We start from the raw sequence: 14,667 nt of genomic DNA, 5'->3' as shown, positions 1-14,667 counted from the left end.
GGGCGGCATCGTGAGCAGGGACTCCTCGCGCCCTCGGTTACCGAGCCCGGGCCGCCTCGGGCTGCTCGACGACCGGGCCGCGGACTGGCTCGACTACCTGGGGTGGACCGACGACGACGCGGTCCCGGTGCTGTGGTCGCTGTCCCGGGCTCCGGACCCCGACCTCGCTCTGGGAGCCCTGGTGCGGCTCCACGAATCACTCGCCGCCGGGTCCCACGATGAGAGTGGCTCTGCCCGCGCCCGCGCCGGTGCCGACGTCGCGGCGCTGGACGACGCGCTGCGATCCGACTCGCGGCTCCGGGCGCGGCTGCTGGGGCTGCTCGGATCCTCGAGCGCGCTGGGGGACCACCTCGTCGCCGAACCCACCCGGTGGGCGCTGCTGCGCGGGGGGCTGCCCGCGTTCGAGGACGTCCTGGCCGACATGCTGGGAGCGGTCGAGGCCGTGCCCGAACAGGCCGTGGAGGGCGCGCCGTCGCCGTCCCAGGGAGAGGACCTGCGCAGCGTCGGTACGTATCGCGCCGGGGTCACCGGCGGCGCCGCCGTCAGCGTGCTGCGCTCGACCTACCGCGACCACGTGGCGCTGCTCGCCGCGCACGACGTGGCCGGGTCGGTCGAGGACGACGAGCCCGTCCTGCCGTTCACAGAGGTGGGCCGGCGCCTGTCCGACCTCGCGGACGCGGCATTGACGGCCGCTCTCGCGGTCGCGGTGGCCACCGTCTACCCGGACTCGCCGATGCCCGCCCGGCTGGGCGTGGTGGCCATGGGCAAGGGCGGGGCGCGCGAGCTCAACTACATCTCGGACGTCGACGTCATCTTCGTGGCCGAGCCGGCCGACGCCAGGACCGGCCGCGTGGCGGGGGAGCTGATGCGCATCGGGTCCATGGCCTTCTTCGAGGTCGACGCGGCGCTGCGCCCGGAGGGCAAGTCGGGCGAACTGGTGCGCACCCTCGAGTCCCATACGGCTTACTACAAGCGGTGGGCCAAGACGTGGGAGTTCCAGGCCCAGCTCAAGGCGCGCCCCATGACCGGCGACCTGGCCCTGGCGGTGGAGTACCACGACACCGTCCACCCGATGGTGTGGACCGCCGCCGAGCGGGACGACTTCGTGCACGACGTGCAGGCCATGCGTCGACGCGTGGAGGAGAACGTTCCCGAGGCGCTGCGCGAGCGTGAACTCAAGCTTGGGCGCGGGGGCCTGCGCGACGTCGAGTTCGCCGTGCAGTTGCTGCAGATGGTCCACGGCCGCACCGACGAGGACCTTCGCGTCACCAGCACCGTCGAGGCGCTCGGCGCGCTGCGCGACGGCGGGTACATCGCCCGCGAGGACGGCGCGGAACTACTCGCCGCCTACGAGTTTCTCCGCCTGCTCGAGCACCGCCTGCAACTGCAGCGTTACAAGCGCACCCACCTGCTGCCGGAGGACGACGACGAGGAGGCCTACCGCTGGTTGGCCCGCGCGGCGCACATCCGGCCGGACGGGCCGAACGACGCCGCGCAGGTGCTGCGGCAGAGTCTGCGCGAGCTGCGCCGCCGCGTCCGCCGCCTGCACTCCAAGCTGTTCTACCGACCGCTACTGGACTCGATCGCCTCGTACGACGCCGAGGCCCTCTCGCTCAGCTCGGAGGCGATGGAGCGTCAGCTGGCCGCACTCGGCTTCGCGGCGCCCCGCAATGCCTTGGGTCACCTGCGGGCGTTGGCGGGACAGAGCAGTCGCCGCGGCCGTATCCAGGCGCTGCTGCTGCCCACGTTCATGGAGTGGCTCGCGGACACCGCGGACCCGGACGCGGGACTGCTGGCCTACCGGCGACTGTGCGAGGAGAACGAGGAGATCACCTGGTTCCTGCGCACCCTGCGGGACGACAGCATCGTGGCCCGCCGCCTCGTACGGGTGCTGGGGACCTCGGCGTTCGTCGCGGGCCTGCTCATGCGCAACCCCGAGGTGATCCCCGACCTCACCGACGGCGCGCAGGGCCCGGTGCTCGTGGCCTCCAAGGTCTCCGACATCGCCTCCGCGCTCACCGCCTCCGCCGCCCGGCACCCCACTCCCGAGCGGGTCATCGCCACGGCGCGGTCGCTTCGCCGCGCGGAGCTGGCCCGGATCGGGGCCGCTGACGTCCTGCAGATGATCTCGGTACCCGACGTCGGGCGGCGACTGTCGGCCGTGTGGCGGGCGGTGCTCGAGGCGTCCCTGGCCGCCGTGGTCCGCGACATGATGCCCGAGGGCGGTGTGCAGCCGGCCCGCCTCGCGTACATCGGGATGGGGCGGCTCGGCGGGGACGAGCTGTCCTACAGCAGCGACGCGGACGTGATGATCGTGTGCGACCCGGTCGAGGGCGCCAAGGAGGACGAGGCGGTCCGGTGGGCCACGCAGGTGGCCGAGCGGGTGGGCAAGCTGCTGGCCTCGCCGTCGTCGGATCCCCCGCTGGACCTGGACGCCGACCTACGCCCGGAGGGCCGGAACGGCCCACTCGTGCGCACCCTGGCCTCCTACCGTGCCTACTACGCCAAGTGGGCCGAGACGTGGGAGTTGCAGGCGCTGCTGCGGGCCTCGTTCGCCGCCGGGGACCGCGAGCTCGGGCTGGATTTCCTCCACATGATCGACGAGTTCCGTTACCCGGAGCAGGGCGTGCCCCCGAAGGTCGTGCAGCAGATCCGCCGGATGAAGGCGCGGATCGACTCGGAGCGCCTGCCGCGTGGCGCGGATCCGGCCACCCACACCAAACTCGGCCGCGGTGGCCTGGCCGACGTGGAGTGGAGCGCCCAGTTGTTGACGATGCAGCACGCCGCCAGGGTGCCCGGGCTGCACACGACGTCCACACTCGAGGCACTCGACGCCGCCGCCTCGGCCGAGTTGCTGCCGGAGTCCGAGCGCGACGCACTGGTCGACTCGTGGCTCATGGCCGCCCACGCCCGCAACGCGTTGGTCCTGGCGCGCGGCAAGGCGGTCGACCAACTGCCGGGTCAGGGCTCGATCCTGGCGGCGGTGGCGATGATCTGCACCGGTTCCGCCGACGGCGCGGGGTTCCTCAACGAGTACCTGCGCGTGACCCGTCTCGGTCGCAAGGCGGTCGACCACGTGTTCTGGGGCGAGGACTGACGCCGGCCCCGGGGGTGAGCCGGGTCCGGGACCAGGGTCGTCCCTGATGCGGCAGGTGCTCCCACGCCGATAACCTGGGTCCATGCCTGTGACCATGAACCTCATCCTCACCCTCGACGGCGTGACCTACGGCGAGCTGTACGAGTTCGTCGACGCCGTCCGCGCCGCCGGGGTGCCGGCCGACGAGCGGGTCCGCTGCCTCGGTTCCGACGACAAGGGCGACCGCTTCGAGGTGGACCTCGGCCCGGACCGCCGCCGGGCAGGATCGGCCCGTGCGGCCTCCGGCGCGCTGGTGGGCCAGCCGGTGGAAGGTCCCGCCGCGCCCGGGGCTGCGTCGTCGTCCTCACCGACCGTGGCGTCGGTCGCCGAGACGGTGCGCTCGATGGTGCGTAACGGCGACGACCTGGACCGCGTGATCGCCGCGCTGGGGGACCTGCGCAAGTTCCTGCGTTGAGCCCTCGCCGCCCGGTCGCCCGGGCTGTCGCCGTCCTCGCCGCGCTCGTCGCCGGCGCGGGTGTGGCGCTACACCACTCCCGCTCGGAGATCCCGGCCGTGCCGGTGCTGGCGAGCTTCGCGGTCGCCGCCTGGGCGTTCTCCCTGGTGGCCCTGATCGCGGCACTGCGTGCGCGGTCGGTGCTGCTCGGGATCATCGCCGTCGTGTTGGTGGGTGCCGGGGTGGTCCAGTACGGGCCCCTCGTGGCACCGCCACGCCAGATCAACGACGACGAGGGCATCCCGATGCGGGTGATGGTGCAGAACCTCGAGTTCGGCCGAGCCGCCCCACACGACGTGGTCCGGGCCGTCCGCACCGGCGGGGTCGATCTGCTCATGACCGTGGAGACGACCCCGGAGGCGGCGGACGCGCTGCGCACGGCGGGTCTCACGGGGCTGCTGCCGCACGAGGCCGCCTCGACCGCTCCCACGACGCAGGGGGTCGCGGTGTGGTCGCGGTTCCCGCTCTCCCCGCCCGAGCGGGTCCCGGGCTTCAGCCTCGGGCTGGTACGCACCGAGATGGCGGGGCCGGGCGGCCCGGTGACGGTGGTGGCCGCGCACCCGGTGGCCCCGGTGTTCGACGCCCCCGCCGCCGTGGAGGAGGCCGATCGCCTGCGCTGGTACCTCGGCAGCCTTCCCGGGCCCGCGCCGGTGGTGGTGGGCGGGGATTTCAACGCCACCTGGGATCACGTGCGGTTCCGTGACCTGCGGGGCCTCGGGTACACCGACTCGGTCTCCGGCGGGAGTGACGGCTGGGTACCCACCTGGCCGGCGGGTCGACGGATCCCGCCGCTCATCGGGATCGACCACGTGCTGGCCCGCGGGGCGGTCGCGGTGGGGGACACGGACACCGTGGAGGTGGCCAGGACGGACCATCGCGGCGTGGTCGCGACGGTGCTTCTGCCCGCGCCGCGGGCTCGGTGACCTAGCATGCGCACCATGAGTTCACGCATCCGCCTGATCGTCAGCGGCGTCACCTCGGCCGCGGCGGTGGCCCTCCTCGCGGGGTGCGGCGGGGCGACGGTGGACGGTCAGGCCCCGGAGGTGTCCTCGGACCCGGCCGCGTCGGCCGCCTCGTCGTCGCCGTTCGCCGAGGAGCGGCCGGAGAAGCCCACCGGTCCCGTCCCGCCCCCTCCGCCGCAGTCGCCGGCGCCCGAACCGATGCCGGGGGAGCCCGAACCACTGCCTCCGCCCGAGGACGCGCCCGGACCCGAGCCGGAACCCGCGCCCGCGGAGCCCGCGCCGCCGGCTCCGGGTGCGGGGGACTTCGTCGCCCTGCTCGAGCGGCGGGGTGTCGTCCTGCCCGAGGGCGTGGACCCGGTCGCCACGGCCACCGAGGCCTGCGGCCGGTTCGACGGCGGGCAGCAGATGGACGAGGTCTCCGGATGGCTGGGTGAGCGGGCCCGCCTCGACGCGGACGGCCAGGGCTTCTTCCTCGGCGCCGCGGTGGGGACCTACTGCCCGGAGAACTTCCCCAAGCTCGGCTGAGGCACGCCCGGCCGGGTCACGCCCGGCGGGGGAGTGCTCGGCGGGGGAGTGCTTTGCCGTGTCACGCCCCGCGCGGCCGGGTCACATCCGGCCGTACCGGGCCCGCCCGATCGAGTAGAGGCCGTACAGGGCGATCCCCGCGCCGGTGAGCACCAGCAGTACCTGACCGAAAGGTTGCTCGCCGACCGCCCGCAGGGCGGCGTCCAGCCCGCCGGCCTTCTCCGGATCCGCGGTCACGACGGCCGCGATCACCAGGCCCCCGAGGATCGCCAAGGCGATGCCCTTGGCGACATACCCCACCCGGCCCGTGATGATCATGGCCCGGCCGACCTCCCCGGACCCGGTGCGTTCGAGGTCCTCGACGAACTTCGTGGTGGCCCCCTTGTAGACGTGATAGCCGCCCACCGCGAGGATGGCGAGCCCGGCGACGATCAGGGCCATCTTCCCCACCCCGGAGCCGAGCAGCCCGGCCGTGGCTCCGGAGGCGGTCGCGGAATCGGACCCCCCGCCCCCGGAGGCGAACCGCGCGGTGGTCAGTCCCAGGACCACGTACACGGCCGCCTTGGCCGCGGCCTTGATCCGGTCAGAGGTCTCCTCGGACCCGAGGAACAGCTCGGTGATCTGCCACAGACCCAGCGCGAGGAAGCCCACGGCGCCGACCCATAGCATGACCTGACCGCCCGGTGCGCTCGCGATCTCCGCCAGCGCACCCGAGTTGGACGCCTCGCCGCCGCCCGACCCGAGTGCGATCCGGACGGCGATCCAGCCGATGAGCAGATGGAGCACGCCGTTCATGACGTATCCGGCGCGGGCCAGCCACTCGAGCGCGGGATGGTCGGCGGCGGAGCGCGCGGCGCCGGACACGGTGGCAGAACGTATCGGGGAGTTCATGGGTGAACTCTCCCACGTCGCCGCGGATTCACCACTCGAACCCTGTCACCACTCGATCTCGCCGAGGACCTCGTTGCGACGGCGCAGTTCCGCCAGCCGCAGTTCGGCCGCGCGGTGCTCCTCCATCCGCATCCGCGCCTGTTCGGCGAGGGCGTCGGCCTCGACCTCGGCGAGCAGGAGCTGGAGTCGGTCCTTCTGCTCACGGAGCGTCTCCACCGAGGTGTCCATGGCGATGAGCTTCCGGGAACCGGCCACGGCGTGGAGGAAGGGGTTGCGCTCGAGGATCAGGCGCGCCTCCTCGGGGGCCAGCACCCTCGACAGTTTGAGCAGGACCGGATAGCCCTGCCCCTGTCCCTGCCGGTCAGTCTCGGGGTCGTGTCCGGGATCCAGTGCTGCGGCGACGACCTTGAGCGGCCGGGCCCGGGGCGAGGAACTCCGGAAGTCGAACTCGTCGGTGTCCATGTGGTCCGGCTCCTTCCCGGCGTCCTGCCCGGCAGTGGCTGCTTACCTGCCACCACCGTAGGCGTACCGGCCGGGACGGCCGGGCGGTTCAGGGTTTTTGCGCTCCGGAGGGGCTCAGCAGCTGTAGCGGGGTGTGCGGGACGACCGCGTCCCGGCGGTGTGCCCGCCCGGCGCCGATACACTCGAGCTGTGACTACCGGCAATGAAGGCGCAACCGACCTCGACTACCTGCTCCGCCAGATGGCAGAGGGCATCGAGCAGGCTCCCGTGAACTTCCCGATCACCCTGGTGATCAACGGGAACATCTGGGAAGGGAACCTCACCACCGAGGGTGAGTTCATGCGGATCCAGGCGGCCACCTTCGACGCGCTGACGGGTGATGAGAAGTCCGAGCAGGTGGCTGATGCCCAGGCCAGTGCATTCCGGCAGATCGGCATCACCAAGTACGAGGAGGCTCTGGACGGGGAGGACAGGGTGGCCTCGTTCATCCACGTCACGGACGCCTGGCAGAGGGGAGAGAAGGCTCCGATCCCGGTCATGCGCGTCCGGATCTCGTCGGTGGATGCGTGGACCTTCGGCCACGCGAGTAGCTAGAAAGGCGCCGCCCGCCCGGCCATCGAGGTGATGACCGCGCGGGCGGCGCCCGGCACTACTACCGAAGTCGATGCCCGCCCCGGCCTGCGCGGGGGCAGGTCAGGGCGGGCATGAGGGTCAGCAGTCGTAGTAGAGCTCGAACTCGTGCGGGTGCGGACGGAGGTTCACCGGGGCGATCTCCTTCTCGCGCTTGTACGAGATCCAGTTCTCGATGAGGTCCTCGGTGAACACGCCACCCTCGGTGAGGTACTCGTGGTCCTGCTCGAGACGGTCGATGACGGCGGGCAGCGAGGTGGGCGCCTGCGGGATGTCGGCGGCCTCCTCCGGCGGGAGCTCGTAGAGGTCCTTGTCGACCGGGGCCATCGGCTCGATCTTGTTCTTCACACCGTCGATGCCGGCCATCATCATCGCGGCGAACGCGAAGTACGGGTTACCGGACGAGTCGGGGCAGCGGAACTCGATGCGCTTGGCCTTGGGGTTGTTGCCGGTGATCGGGATCCGGACACACGCCGAGCGGTTGCGCTGCGAGTACACAAGGTTGATCGGGGCCTCGTAGCCCGGGACGAGCCGGTGGTACGAGTTGATCGTGGGGTTGGTGAACGCCAGCAGCGACGGCGCGTGGTGCAGGATGCCGCCGATGTAGTAGCGGGCGATGTCGGACAGCCCCGCGTAGCCGGACTCGTCGTGGAACAGCGGCTTGCCGTCCTTCCACAGCGACTGGTGGGCGTGCATGCCCGAGCCGTTGTCGCCGAAGAGGGGCTTGGGCATGAACGTGGCCGACTTGCCGTTCTTCCAGGCGGTGTTCTTGACGATGTACTTGAACAGCTGGACGTCGTCCGCGGCGTGCAGCAGGGTGTTGAACTTGTAGTTGATCTCCTGCTGGGCGCCGGCCACCTCGTGGTGCAGACGCTCGAGCTCGAAACCGGCGTTGGTGAGATTGGTCGACATCTCGTCGCGCAGGTCGACGAAGTGGTCGTACGGGGCGACCGGGAAGTACCCGCCCTTCTCGCGGACCTTGTAGCCGAGGTTGGCCGAACCGTCGGCCTCCTGGGAGGCACCGGTGTTCCAGTGGCCGGCGCTGGAGTCGACCTCATAGAAGCCGTGGTTCGTGCCGGAGCCGTAGCGGACGGAGTCGAAGACGAAGAACTCGGCCTCGGCCCCGAAGAAGCACGTGTCGGCGATGCCGGTGGAGAGCAGGTACTCCTCGGCCTTGCGGGCGACGTTGCGCGGGTCGCGGCTGTAGGCCTCACGGGTGAAGGGGTCGTGGACGAAGCAGCTGATGTTGAGCGTCTTGGCCCTGCGGAAGGGGTCGAGACGGGCCGTCGCGACATCCGGCAGGAGCATCATGTCGGACTCGTGGATCGACTGGAACCCCCGGATGGAGGAGCCGTCGAAGGCCAGGCCGTCCTCGAACATGTCCTCGTCGAACGCCGCTGCGGCGATCGTGAAGTGCTGCTCGTTACCCGGCAGGTCGGTGAACCGGATGTCGACGTACTCGACGCCCTCGTCCTTGACGTACTTGATGACCTCGTCCGGCGTGGAGAATGCCACGATTCGCTCCTCGTCTCTGAAGTGCGACGGGAAACCGGTGTCTCCCGTCGTGCGGTGACCTCACGATATGGGCGAGGTGTTGCCCGGCCGTCAAGCGAATGTTTCGCTGGTGTTACGTCACCGGCCGGGTGGGTCCCTCCCAATAGGGTCAGTTTAGTCACCCGAAGCGGGGTATCGCCGACATGGGGATCGGCAGGTCGCCCGGCTACCCTGGGCAGTATGCGTGACGTTGCGGGATCATGGTTGTCCGGCCCCACCTCCGGCAGTGGGCCGGAGCAGAAGTACAAGGGTGAGAATCTCGGTCTCCCGGCGTCCGGCGCGGGCTCGATCGCCCCGTTGGGCGTTCGTGTCGGCGCGCTGGCGGTGGACTGGTTCCTCGCCTACGGGCTGGTCGCCGTCATCGTGATGCTGCTCGGCCCGGAGACGCTGGGGGGCGACTCGTTCTCCGCCGTCTCCAGCTGGGCCGTGCCACTGCTGTGGGGCGTGAGCGGCGTGGTCTGCGTGTGGCTGTTCGCCCAGACGCCGGGGCAGGCGCTGGTCGGCATCGGCACGGCACGGGTCGACGCCGAGGAGCGGGTGGGTTTCGTCCGTGCGCTGGTGCGCGTGGTGTTCATCTTCTTCCTGCTGCCCCCGCTCATCCAGGACGAGGACGGACGCGGCATGCACGACCGCGCCACCGGCACCACTCTGATCCGTACCCGTTGATCCGTACCCGCTGACGAGACGACGCCCGCCGCCCGGGACGGGCGGCGGGCGTCGTGAGCCCGGTGGCTGCGACAGCCTGACGGCGGACGGCTCAGCCGCGGCGGCGGGCGCTGCGCTGGATGTTGCGCACCTTCGCGCCCTGGGGGACCGGGCCCTTGGGCATCTGGTTCTGAATGCCGGTCTTGGTGCTCAGCGCGCGGAGCCGGGTGTCGAGGGCGTCGACCTTCGCCCGGCTGATGTTCATCGGGTATCGGGTGAGCCGGCGGTTCAGCTTGCGCAGTGGCACCTGCTCGGGGGTCGCGTCCTGCTCCTCGCCGACGATCAACTCGTAGATCGGGGTGTCGCCGACGACCCGGGCGACCTTCTTCTTCTCCTGTGCCATGAGCGGCTTGAGCCGGCGCGGCTCGCCCTCGCCCACGATCACGATCCCGCACCGGCCGACCACGCGGTGGACCGCGTCGAAACTCGTCGTGGCGGCGACGGCCTGGTTGACCCGCCACCCGGAGCGCAACTGGTCCAGGGCCCACGCGGCCGCGCCCGGCTGCCCCTCGGCCTTGCCGTACACCGTGTTCTGCACGCGGCGCGAGAAGATCACCATCGCGAGCATGAGGCCGGTGAGCACACCGAGGGGGAGCATCCACCACTCGCCGCCCCACAGCATGCCGAGGAGGAAGAACACGACCGTCGACAGGACGACCGCGCCGATCATCAGCGGCCACAGGAGCTTGTCCTGCTTGGACTGGATCTTCAGCGCCTGCCACATCTGGCCGCGTTGTTCCTTGCCCGCCTGCCGCCGGACGGCCCGGGCCGCCTTCTTGTCCGCCTTGGTGAGCTCGCTCTTCGCCATGGTCATCAGGATACGTGCCCGCCACCGCGGTCCGGGAACCGCGGCTGACCCGAGGGGTGACCCGCCCCGGCCGACTGTGGGCGGGTCAGACGCGGGCGCGCTCGCGGTCCAGGACGCTCGACGCCTCCTGGGACGCCGAACCCCCTGTCGTCAGCTGCTGCAGGTGCTCCGGAACCGCCTGCCCGCGGTGCTCCAGCGCCTGGACGTAGAGGCGGCCGGCTCGGTACGACGAGCGGACGAGCGGTCCGGCCATGACGCCGGCGAAACCGATCTCACGGGCCTGATCGGACAGCTCGACGAACTCCTCGGGCTTGACCCAGCGGTCGATCGGGTGGTGCAGCGGGCTGGGCCGGAGGTACTGCGTGATGGTGAGGATGTCGCAGCCGGCGGAGTGCAGGTCGCGCATCGCGTCGACGATCTCGTCGGTGGTTTCGCCCATCCCCAGGATGAGGTTGGACTTGGTGACGAGGCCGAAGTCGCGCGCGGCGCGGATCACGTCGAGGGAGCGGTCGAACCGGAACGCCGGGCGGATCCGCTTGAAGATCCGCGGCACGGTCTCGAGGTTGTGCGCCAGCACCTCGGGACGCGACTCGAACACCTCGGCCAGCTGGTCCGGGTCCCCGTTGAAATCGGGGATGAGGTTCTCGACCCCCGTGTTGGGGTTGAGCTCGTGGATCTTGCGGACGGTCTCCGCGTAGAGCCAGGCCCCGCCGTCCTCCAGGTCGTCGCGCGCGACGCCCGTGATGGTGGAGTAGCGCAGACCCATCTCGCGCACGGACTCGGCCACGCGCCGCGGCTCGTCACGATCGAGGGCGCTGGGTTTGCCGGTGTCGATCTGGCAGAAGTCGCAGCGGCGGGTGCACTGCTCGCCGCCGATGAGGAACGTGGCCTCCCGGTCCTCCCAACACTCGTAGATGTTGGGGCAGCCGGCCTCCTCGCACACCGTGTGCAGGCCGCCGGTCTTGACCAGCGTCTTGAGTTCCTTGTACTCGGGACCCATGGTGGCCCTCGTACGGATCCACGACGGCTTGCGCTCGATCGGCGTCTCGGCGTTGCGGGCCTCGATACGGAGGAGCTTGCGGCCTTCAGGAGTCACAGTCACGGCCGCAAGCCTACGCGCGAATCACGCCACGGGCAGTCGGCCGTCCAGCGCCTCCACCATGTCGGAGGTGACCTGGTCCAGAACCTCCGACACCGGCACCACGCGACCGAGTTCGGCGCTGAGCGAGGTGACCCCGGCGTCGACGATCCCGCAGGGGACGATCCGCGAGAACGCGGTCAGATCGCAGTCGCAGTTGAGGGAGAACCCGTGCATCGTCACGCCCCGCTGGACACGGATCCCGATGGCCGCGATCTTGCGCTCGGGCCTGCCGTCCGAGGCCGCACACCACACCCCGGAGCGCCCGTCGACGCGCCCGGCTTCCACGCCGAGTCGCGCGCAGGTGGTGATGAGGGCCTGCTCGACACGACGGACGTACTCGACCACGTCGATGGGGTCGGTCAGCGCGACGATCGGGTACCCCACCAGTTGGCCGGGTCCGTGCCAGGTGATCCGGCCGCCGCGGTCCACGTCGACGACCGGGGTCCCGTCGGTGGGACGGTCGGACGGCTCGGTGCGCTTGCCGGCGGTGTAGGTGGCGGGGTGCTCCAGGAGGAGGATCGTGTCGCCCCGCTGCCCGTCGGCGCGCTCCTCGGCGAGGGCACGTTGGAGCTCCCAGGTGGGGCTGTACTCGACGGTGCCGAGCCGACGGATCTCCGGGGGCGCCGGGTCACGGCGGAGGGACTGACCGGTGTGCGACATGTCCCCAGGGTAGGCCGAGGGGTGTGACGACGACGACGACGGGCGCCCTCCGTGAAGGAGGACGCCCGTCGCGGGGTTCAGCGGAACCTACCGATCAGCCGGCTTCACAGGTCGAGGTCACCGTCGAACTCGGCCTTCTCCAACCGGTCCTTCACCGTGGTGAGGAAGCGGCCGGCGTCGGCGCCGTCGATCAGGCGGTGATCGTAGGTCAGCGGCATGAAGCCCATCGACCGGATGGCGATCGACTCGCCGTCGGCGTCGGCATCCACCACGGGCCGCCGCACGATCGCGCCGGTGCCGAGCATCGCCGCCTGCGGCGGGACGAGGATCGGGGTGTCGAACAGGGCCCCCTCGCTGCCGATGTTGGTGATGGTGAACGTGCCGCCCTGGAGGTCGTCCGGCGTGAGCTTGGACGCCCGCGCCCGCTCGGCCAGGTCGATGATCGCCTTGGCCAGCCCCGGGATGTCCAGGTCCTGCGCGTTCTGGATGACCGGGGAGAGCAGCCCCGCCTCGGTGTCCACGGCGATCCCGAGGTTCACCGACCCGTGGTAGGTGATCTCGTTGGTCTTCTCGTCGTACGACGCGTTGACGTTCGGGTGCGACACCAGGGCCTCGACGACCGCCTTGGCGTAGAACGGCAGGTACGAGAGCTTGGCGCCGTGCTTGTCGGCGAACTGCTCCTTGATCTGCGAGCGCAGTTGCGCCACCCGGGTCATGTCCACCTCGAAGACCTGCGTGAGCTGAGCAGTCTGCTGCAGCGACTCACGGGTCTTCTGCGCCGTGATCTTGCGGATCCGGTTGGCCTTCTTGGTGGTGCCGCGCAGCTCCGCGAGCTCGGGCCGGACGCCGGCCTTCGACGGGCCGCCGCTGGGCGCCTTCTCCTCGGCCGGGGCCTCGGAACCGGAGTCGGAACCCGAGCCCTCGGCCGCCGCGAGGACGTCCTGCTTACGGATCCGGCCGCCGATGCCGGTGCCCTTGACCGAGTCCAGGTCGACGCCGTGCTCCTGCGCGAGCTTGCGCACGAGCGGGGTGACGTACGGCGAGCTGCCGGACTTGGCGGCCGCCGCGGGCTCGGCCCGCTCGGGCAGGTCGCCGGAGGGCCCGCTGTCGGACTTCTCCGACCCGCGCGGCTTCGCGGCCTTCTTCTCGCTCTTCTGCTCGGCCTTCTTCCCGGACGTCGACCCGGACCCGGACTCCGCCTTGGCGGCGGCCTTCTTCTCGGTCTCGGGGGTGTCCTCGGGGACCTCGTCCTCGTCGGAGGCGTCCACGCCCTCGTCCTTGGCGTCGGTGGCGTTCTGCTCCTCGGCCGACTGTTCGTCGGAGTCGGAGCCGGAATCGCCGGAGTCGTCGTCGGAGTCGCTTCCGGCATCGCCGTCGCCGATGACGGCGAGGGTGGCGCCGACGTCGACGGTCTCGTCCTCCTCGGCCACGATCTTCTGCAGGGTGCCGGCGACGGGGGAGGGGATCTCGGTGTCGACCTTGTCGGTGGAGACCTCGAGCAGGGGCTCGTCGACCTCGACGGTGTCGCCGACGGACTTGAGCCACTTGGTGATGGTGCCCTCGGTGACGGACTCGCCGAGTTCGGGCATGACGACGTCGGTGCCCTTGCCGCCGCCCCCGCCTCCGGAGGACTTCTTGGCCGGGGCGGGCTCCTCGGCGGGCTCGTCGTCCGCGGGCTCGTCCGCGGCATCCGACTCGTCGGCCTCGTCGGCCTGATCGTCAGAGTCGTCGGCCTCATCGGCGGAGTCAGAGCCGGAGTCGTCGTCGGAGTCGCTTCCGGCATCGCCGTCGCCGATGACGGCGAGGGTGGCGCCGACGTCGACGGTCTCGTCCTCCTCGGCCACGATCTTCTGCAGGGTGCCGGCGACGGGGGAGGGGATCTCGGTGTCGACCTTGTCGGTGGAGACCTCGAGCAGGGGCTCGTCGACCTCGACGGTGTCGCCGACGGACTTGAGCCACTTGGTGATGGTGCCCTCGGTGACGGACTCGCCGAGTTCGGGCATGACGACGTCGGTGCCCTTGCCGCCGCCCCCGCCTCCGGAGGACTTCTTGGCCGGGGCGGGCTCCTCGGCGGGCTCGTCGTCCGCGGAATCGTCGGCCTGGTCGGCCTCGTCGTCAGAGTCGTCGGCATCATCGGCGGAGCCGGAGCCGGAGTCGTCGTCGGACTCGTCCGAGTCGTCGGACCCGCCCGAGCCGTCGTCGATGACGGCGAGTTCCCCGCCGATCTCGACCGTCTCGTCCTCATCGGCGACGATCTTCTTCAGCGTGCCGGCGGCGGGCGACGGGATCTCGGTGTCGACCTTGTCGGTGGAGACCTCGAGCAACGGCTCGTCGACCTCGACCGTGTCCCCCTCCTTCTTGAGCCAGCGGGTTACCGTGCCCTCGCTGACGGATTCACCGAGAGCCGGCATCTGTACGGAGAAGGCCATGGTGTCGTGACTCCTCAAGAGTTCTCATTCGCTGCCAGCAAGCGCGGTCCGCGCCCGCGTGAGCGGCGTCGTGGGTGTGAGTTATCTGTTCGTCGTGTCGATCCGGGGCCGGATGCGCGGTGGCGCCCCCACCCAGGATCGTCGTCCATTGTGCCCTCTGCCACCTCTCGGCGTCGGCGGACGTGCCGATCCCGACCCCGGCCGGTGCCCGATTCGCCGGTCGCCCGCAGCGTGACGGGCGTCGGGCGTCGGTACGATCGTGTCCCATAGGCGGCCCTCACCCCGTACGGGGGCCCGACGGAAGGACCGA

The 14,667-nt window shown here is 70.9% G+C and carries 13 protein-coding genes; 6 read left to right on the top strand and 7 right to left on the bottom strand.

The genetic code is table 11. The features are described 5' to 3' along the window. The first annotated feature begins 7 nt into the window (after window positions 1-7). The 4 genes from Q2K20_RS10210 to Q2K20_RS10195 all read left to right on the top strand — a co-directional run bounded on the left by Q2K20_RS10210 (window position 8) and on the right by Q2K20_RS10195 (window position 5,077). Complete coding sequence (locus tag Q2K20_RS10210) at window positions 8-3,097, top strand: bifunctional [glutamine synthetase] adenylyltransferase/[glutamine synthetase]-adenylyl-L-tyrosine phosphorylase (protein WP_269504637.1); 3,090 nt, start codon at window positions 8-10, stop codon at window positions 3,095-3,097. 82 nt (window positions 3,098-3,179) lie between these two features. Further along, window positions 3,180-3,551, top strand: coding sequence for a hypothetical protein (locus tag Q2K20_RS10205; protein ID WP_269504602.1), 372 nt, complete (start codon window positions 3,180-3,182; stop codon window positions 3,549-3,551). Then, window positions 3,548-4,513, top strand: a complete 966-nt coding sequence (locus Q2K20_RS10200; RefSeq protein WP_154830951.1) for an endonuclease/exonuclease/phosphatase family protein — start codon at window positions 3,548-3,550, stop codon at window positions 4,511-4,513. Before Q2K20_RS10205 ends, Q2K20_RS10200 begins: the two co-directional genes overlap by 4 nt. 15 nt (window positions 4,514-4,528) lie before the next feature. Beyond that, the gene (locus Q2K20_RS10195) at window positions 4,529-5,077 is read left to right on the top strand and encodes a DUF732 domain-containing protein (RefSeq protein ID WP_269504604.1); all 549 of its coding nucleotides are present in this window, start codon (window positions 4,529-4,531) and stop codon (window positions 5,075-5,077) included. An 81-nt stretch (window positions 5,078-5,158) separates the two neighbouring features. Here the strand turns inward: Q2K20_RS10195 and Q2K20_RS10190 are convergent, their stop codons facing one another. After that, window positions 5,159-5,968 (bottom strand): DUF1206 domain-containing protein, encoded by an 810-nt coding sequence (locus Q2K20_RS10190; RefSeq protein WP_269504606.1) that lies wholly within the window; start codon window positions 5,966-5,968, stop codon window positions 5,159-5,161. Window positions 5,969-6,013: 45 nt separating this feature from the next. Beyond that, window positions 6,014-6,430: a hypothetical protein gene (locus tag Q2K20_RS10185; RefSeq protein WP_067714187.1), complete on the bottom strand. Its 417-nt coding sequence runs from the start codon at window positions 6,428-6,430 to the stop codon at window positions 6,014-6,016. 189 nt (window positions 6,431-6,619) lie between these two features. Between Q2K20_RS10185 and Q2K20_RS10180 the strand changes: the two genes are divergently transcribed. Then, entirely contained in the window at window positions 6,620-7,024 is a 405-nt protein-coding gene (locus Q2K20_RS10180; protein WP_159148443.1) for a hypothetical protein, read from the top strand. 117 nt (window positions 7,025-7,141) lie between these two features. On the opposite strand, the gene glnA is transcribed toward Q2K20_RS10180, so the two are convergent. Further along, window positions 7,142-8,575, bottom strand: coding sequence for a type I glutamate--ammonia ligase (gene glnA, locus Q2K20_RS10175; protein WP_067714185.1), 1,434 nt, complete (start codon window positions 8,573-8,575; stop codon window positions 7,142-7,144). 219 nt (window positions 8,576-8,794) lie between these two features. Between glnA and Q2K20_RS10170 the strand changes: the two genes are divergently transcribed. Continuing rightward, complete coding sequence (locus tag Q2K20_RS10170; protein WP_069389424.1) at window positions 8,795-9,280, top strand: RDD family protein; 486 nt, start codon at window positions 8,795-8,797, stop codon at window positions 9,278-9,280. Between the two features lie 91 nt (window positions 9,281-9,371). On the opposite strand, the gene Q2K20_RS10165 is transcribed toward Q2K20_RS10170, so the two are convergent. The 4 genes from Q2K20_RS10165 to sucB form a co-directional block, all read right to left on the bottom strand. Further along, window positions 9,372-10,127 carry a DUF4191 domain-containing protein gene (locus Q2K20_RS10165; RefSeq protein WP_159148444.1) on the bottom strand — a complete coding sequence of 252 codons (756 nt, stop codon included), beginning with the start codon at window positions 10,125-10,127 and terminating at the stop codon, window positions 9,372-9,374. Between the two features lie 85 nt (window positions 10,128-10,212). After that, window positions 10,213-11,229 carry a lipoyl synthase gene (gene lipA, locus Q2K20_RS10160; RefSeq protein ID WP_096905676.1) on the bottom strand — a complete coding sequence of 339 codons (1,017 nt, stop codon included), beginning with the start codon at window positions 11,227-11,229 and terminating at the stop codon, window positions 10,213-10,215. 21 nt (window positions 11,230-11,250) lie between these two features. Further along, on the bottom strand, window positions 11,251-11,928 hold the full coding sequence (gene lipB / locus Q2K20_RS10155; RefSeq protein ID WP_159148446.1) for a lipoyl(octanoyl) transferase LipB: 678 nt from the start codon (window positions 11,926-11,928) through the stop codon (window positions 11,251-11,253). A gap of 104 nt (window positions 11,929-12,032) precedes the next feature. Continuing rightward, complete coding sequence (sucB, locus tag Q2K20_RS10150; RefSeq protein ID WP_317176787.1) at window positions 12,033-14,357, bottom strand: 2-oxoglutarate dehydrogenase, E2 component, dihydrolipoamide succinyltransferase; 2,325 nt, start codon at window positions 14,355-14,357, stop codon at window positions 12,033-12,035. Window positions 14,358-14,667 lie beyond the last annotated feature (310 nt).

The organism is Dietzia sp. IN118 (assembly GCF_032905965.1).
In the GTDB taxonomy this organism is placed as follows: Bacteria; Actinomycetota; Actinomycetes; order Mycobacteriales; family Mycobacteriaceae; genus Dietzia; species Dietzia kunjamensis.
Note: the sequence above shows the minus strand (reverse complement) of the source record. Positions and strands in the feature narration are given on the sequence as shown.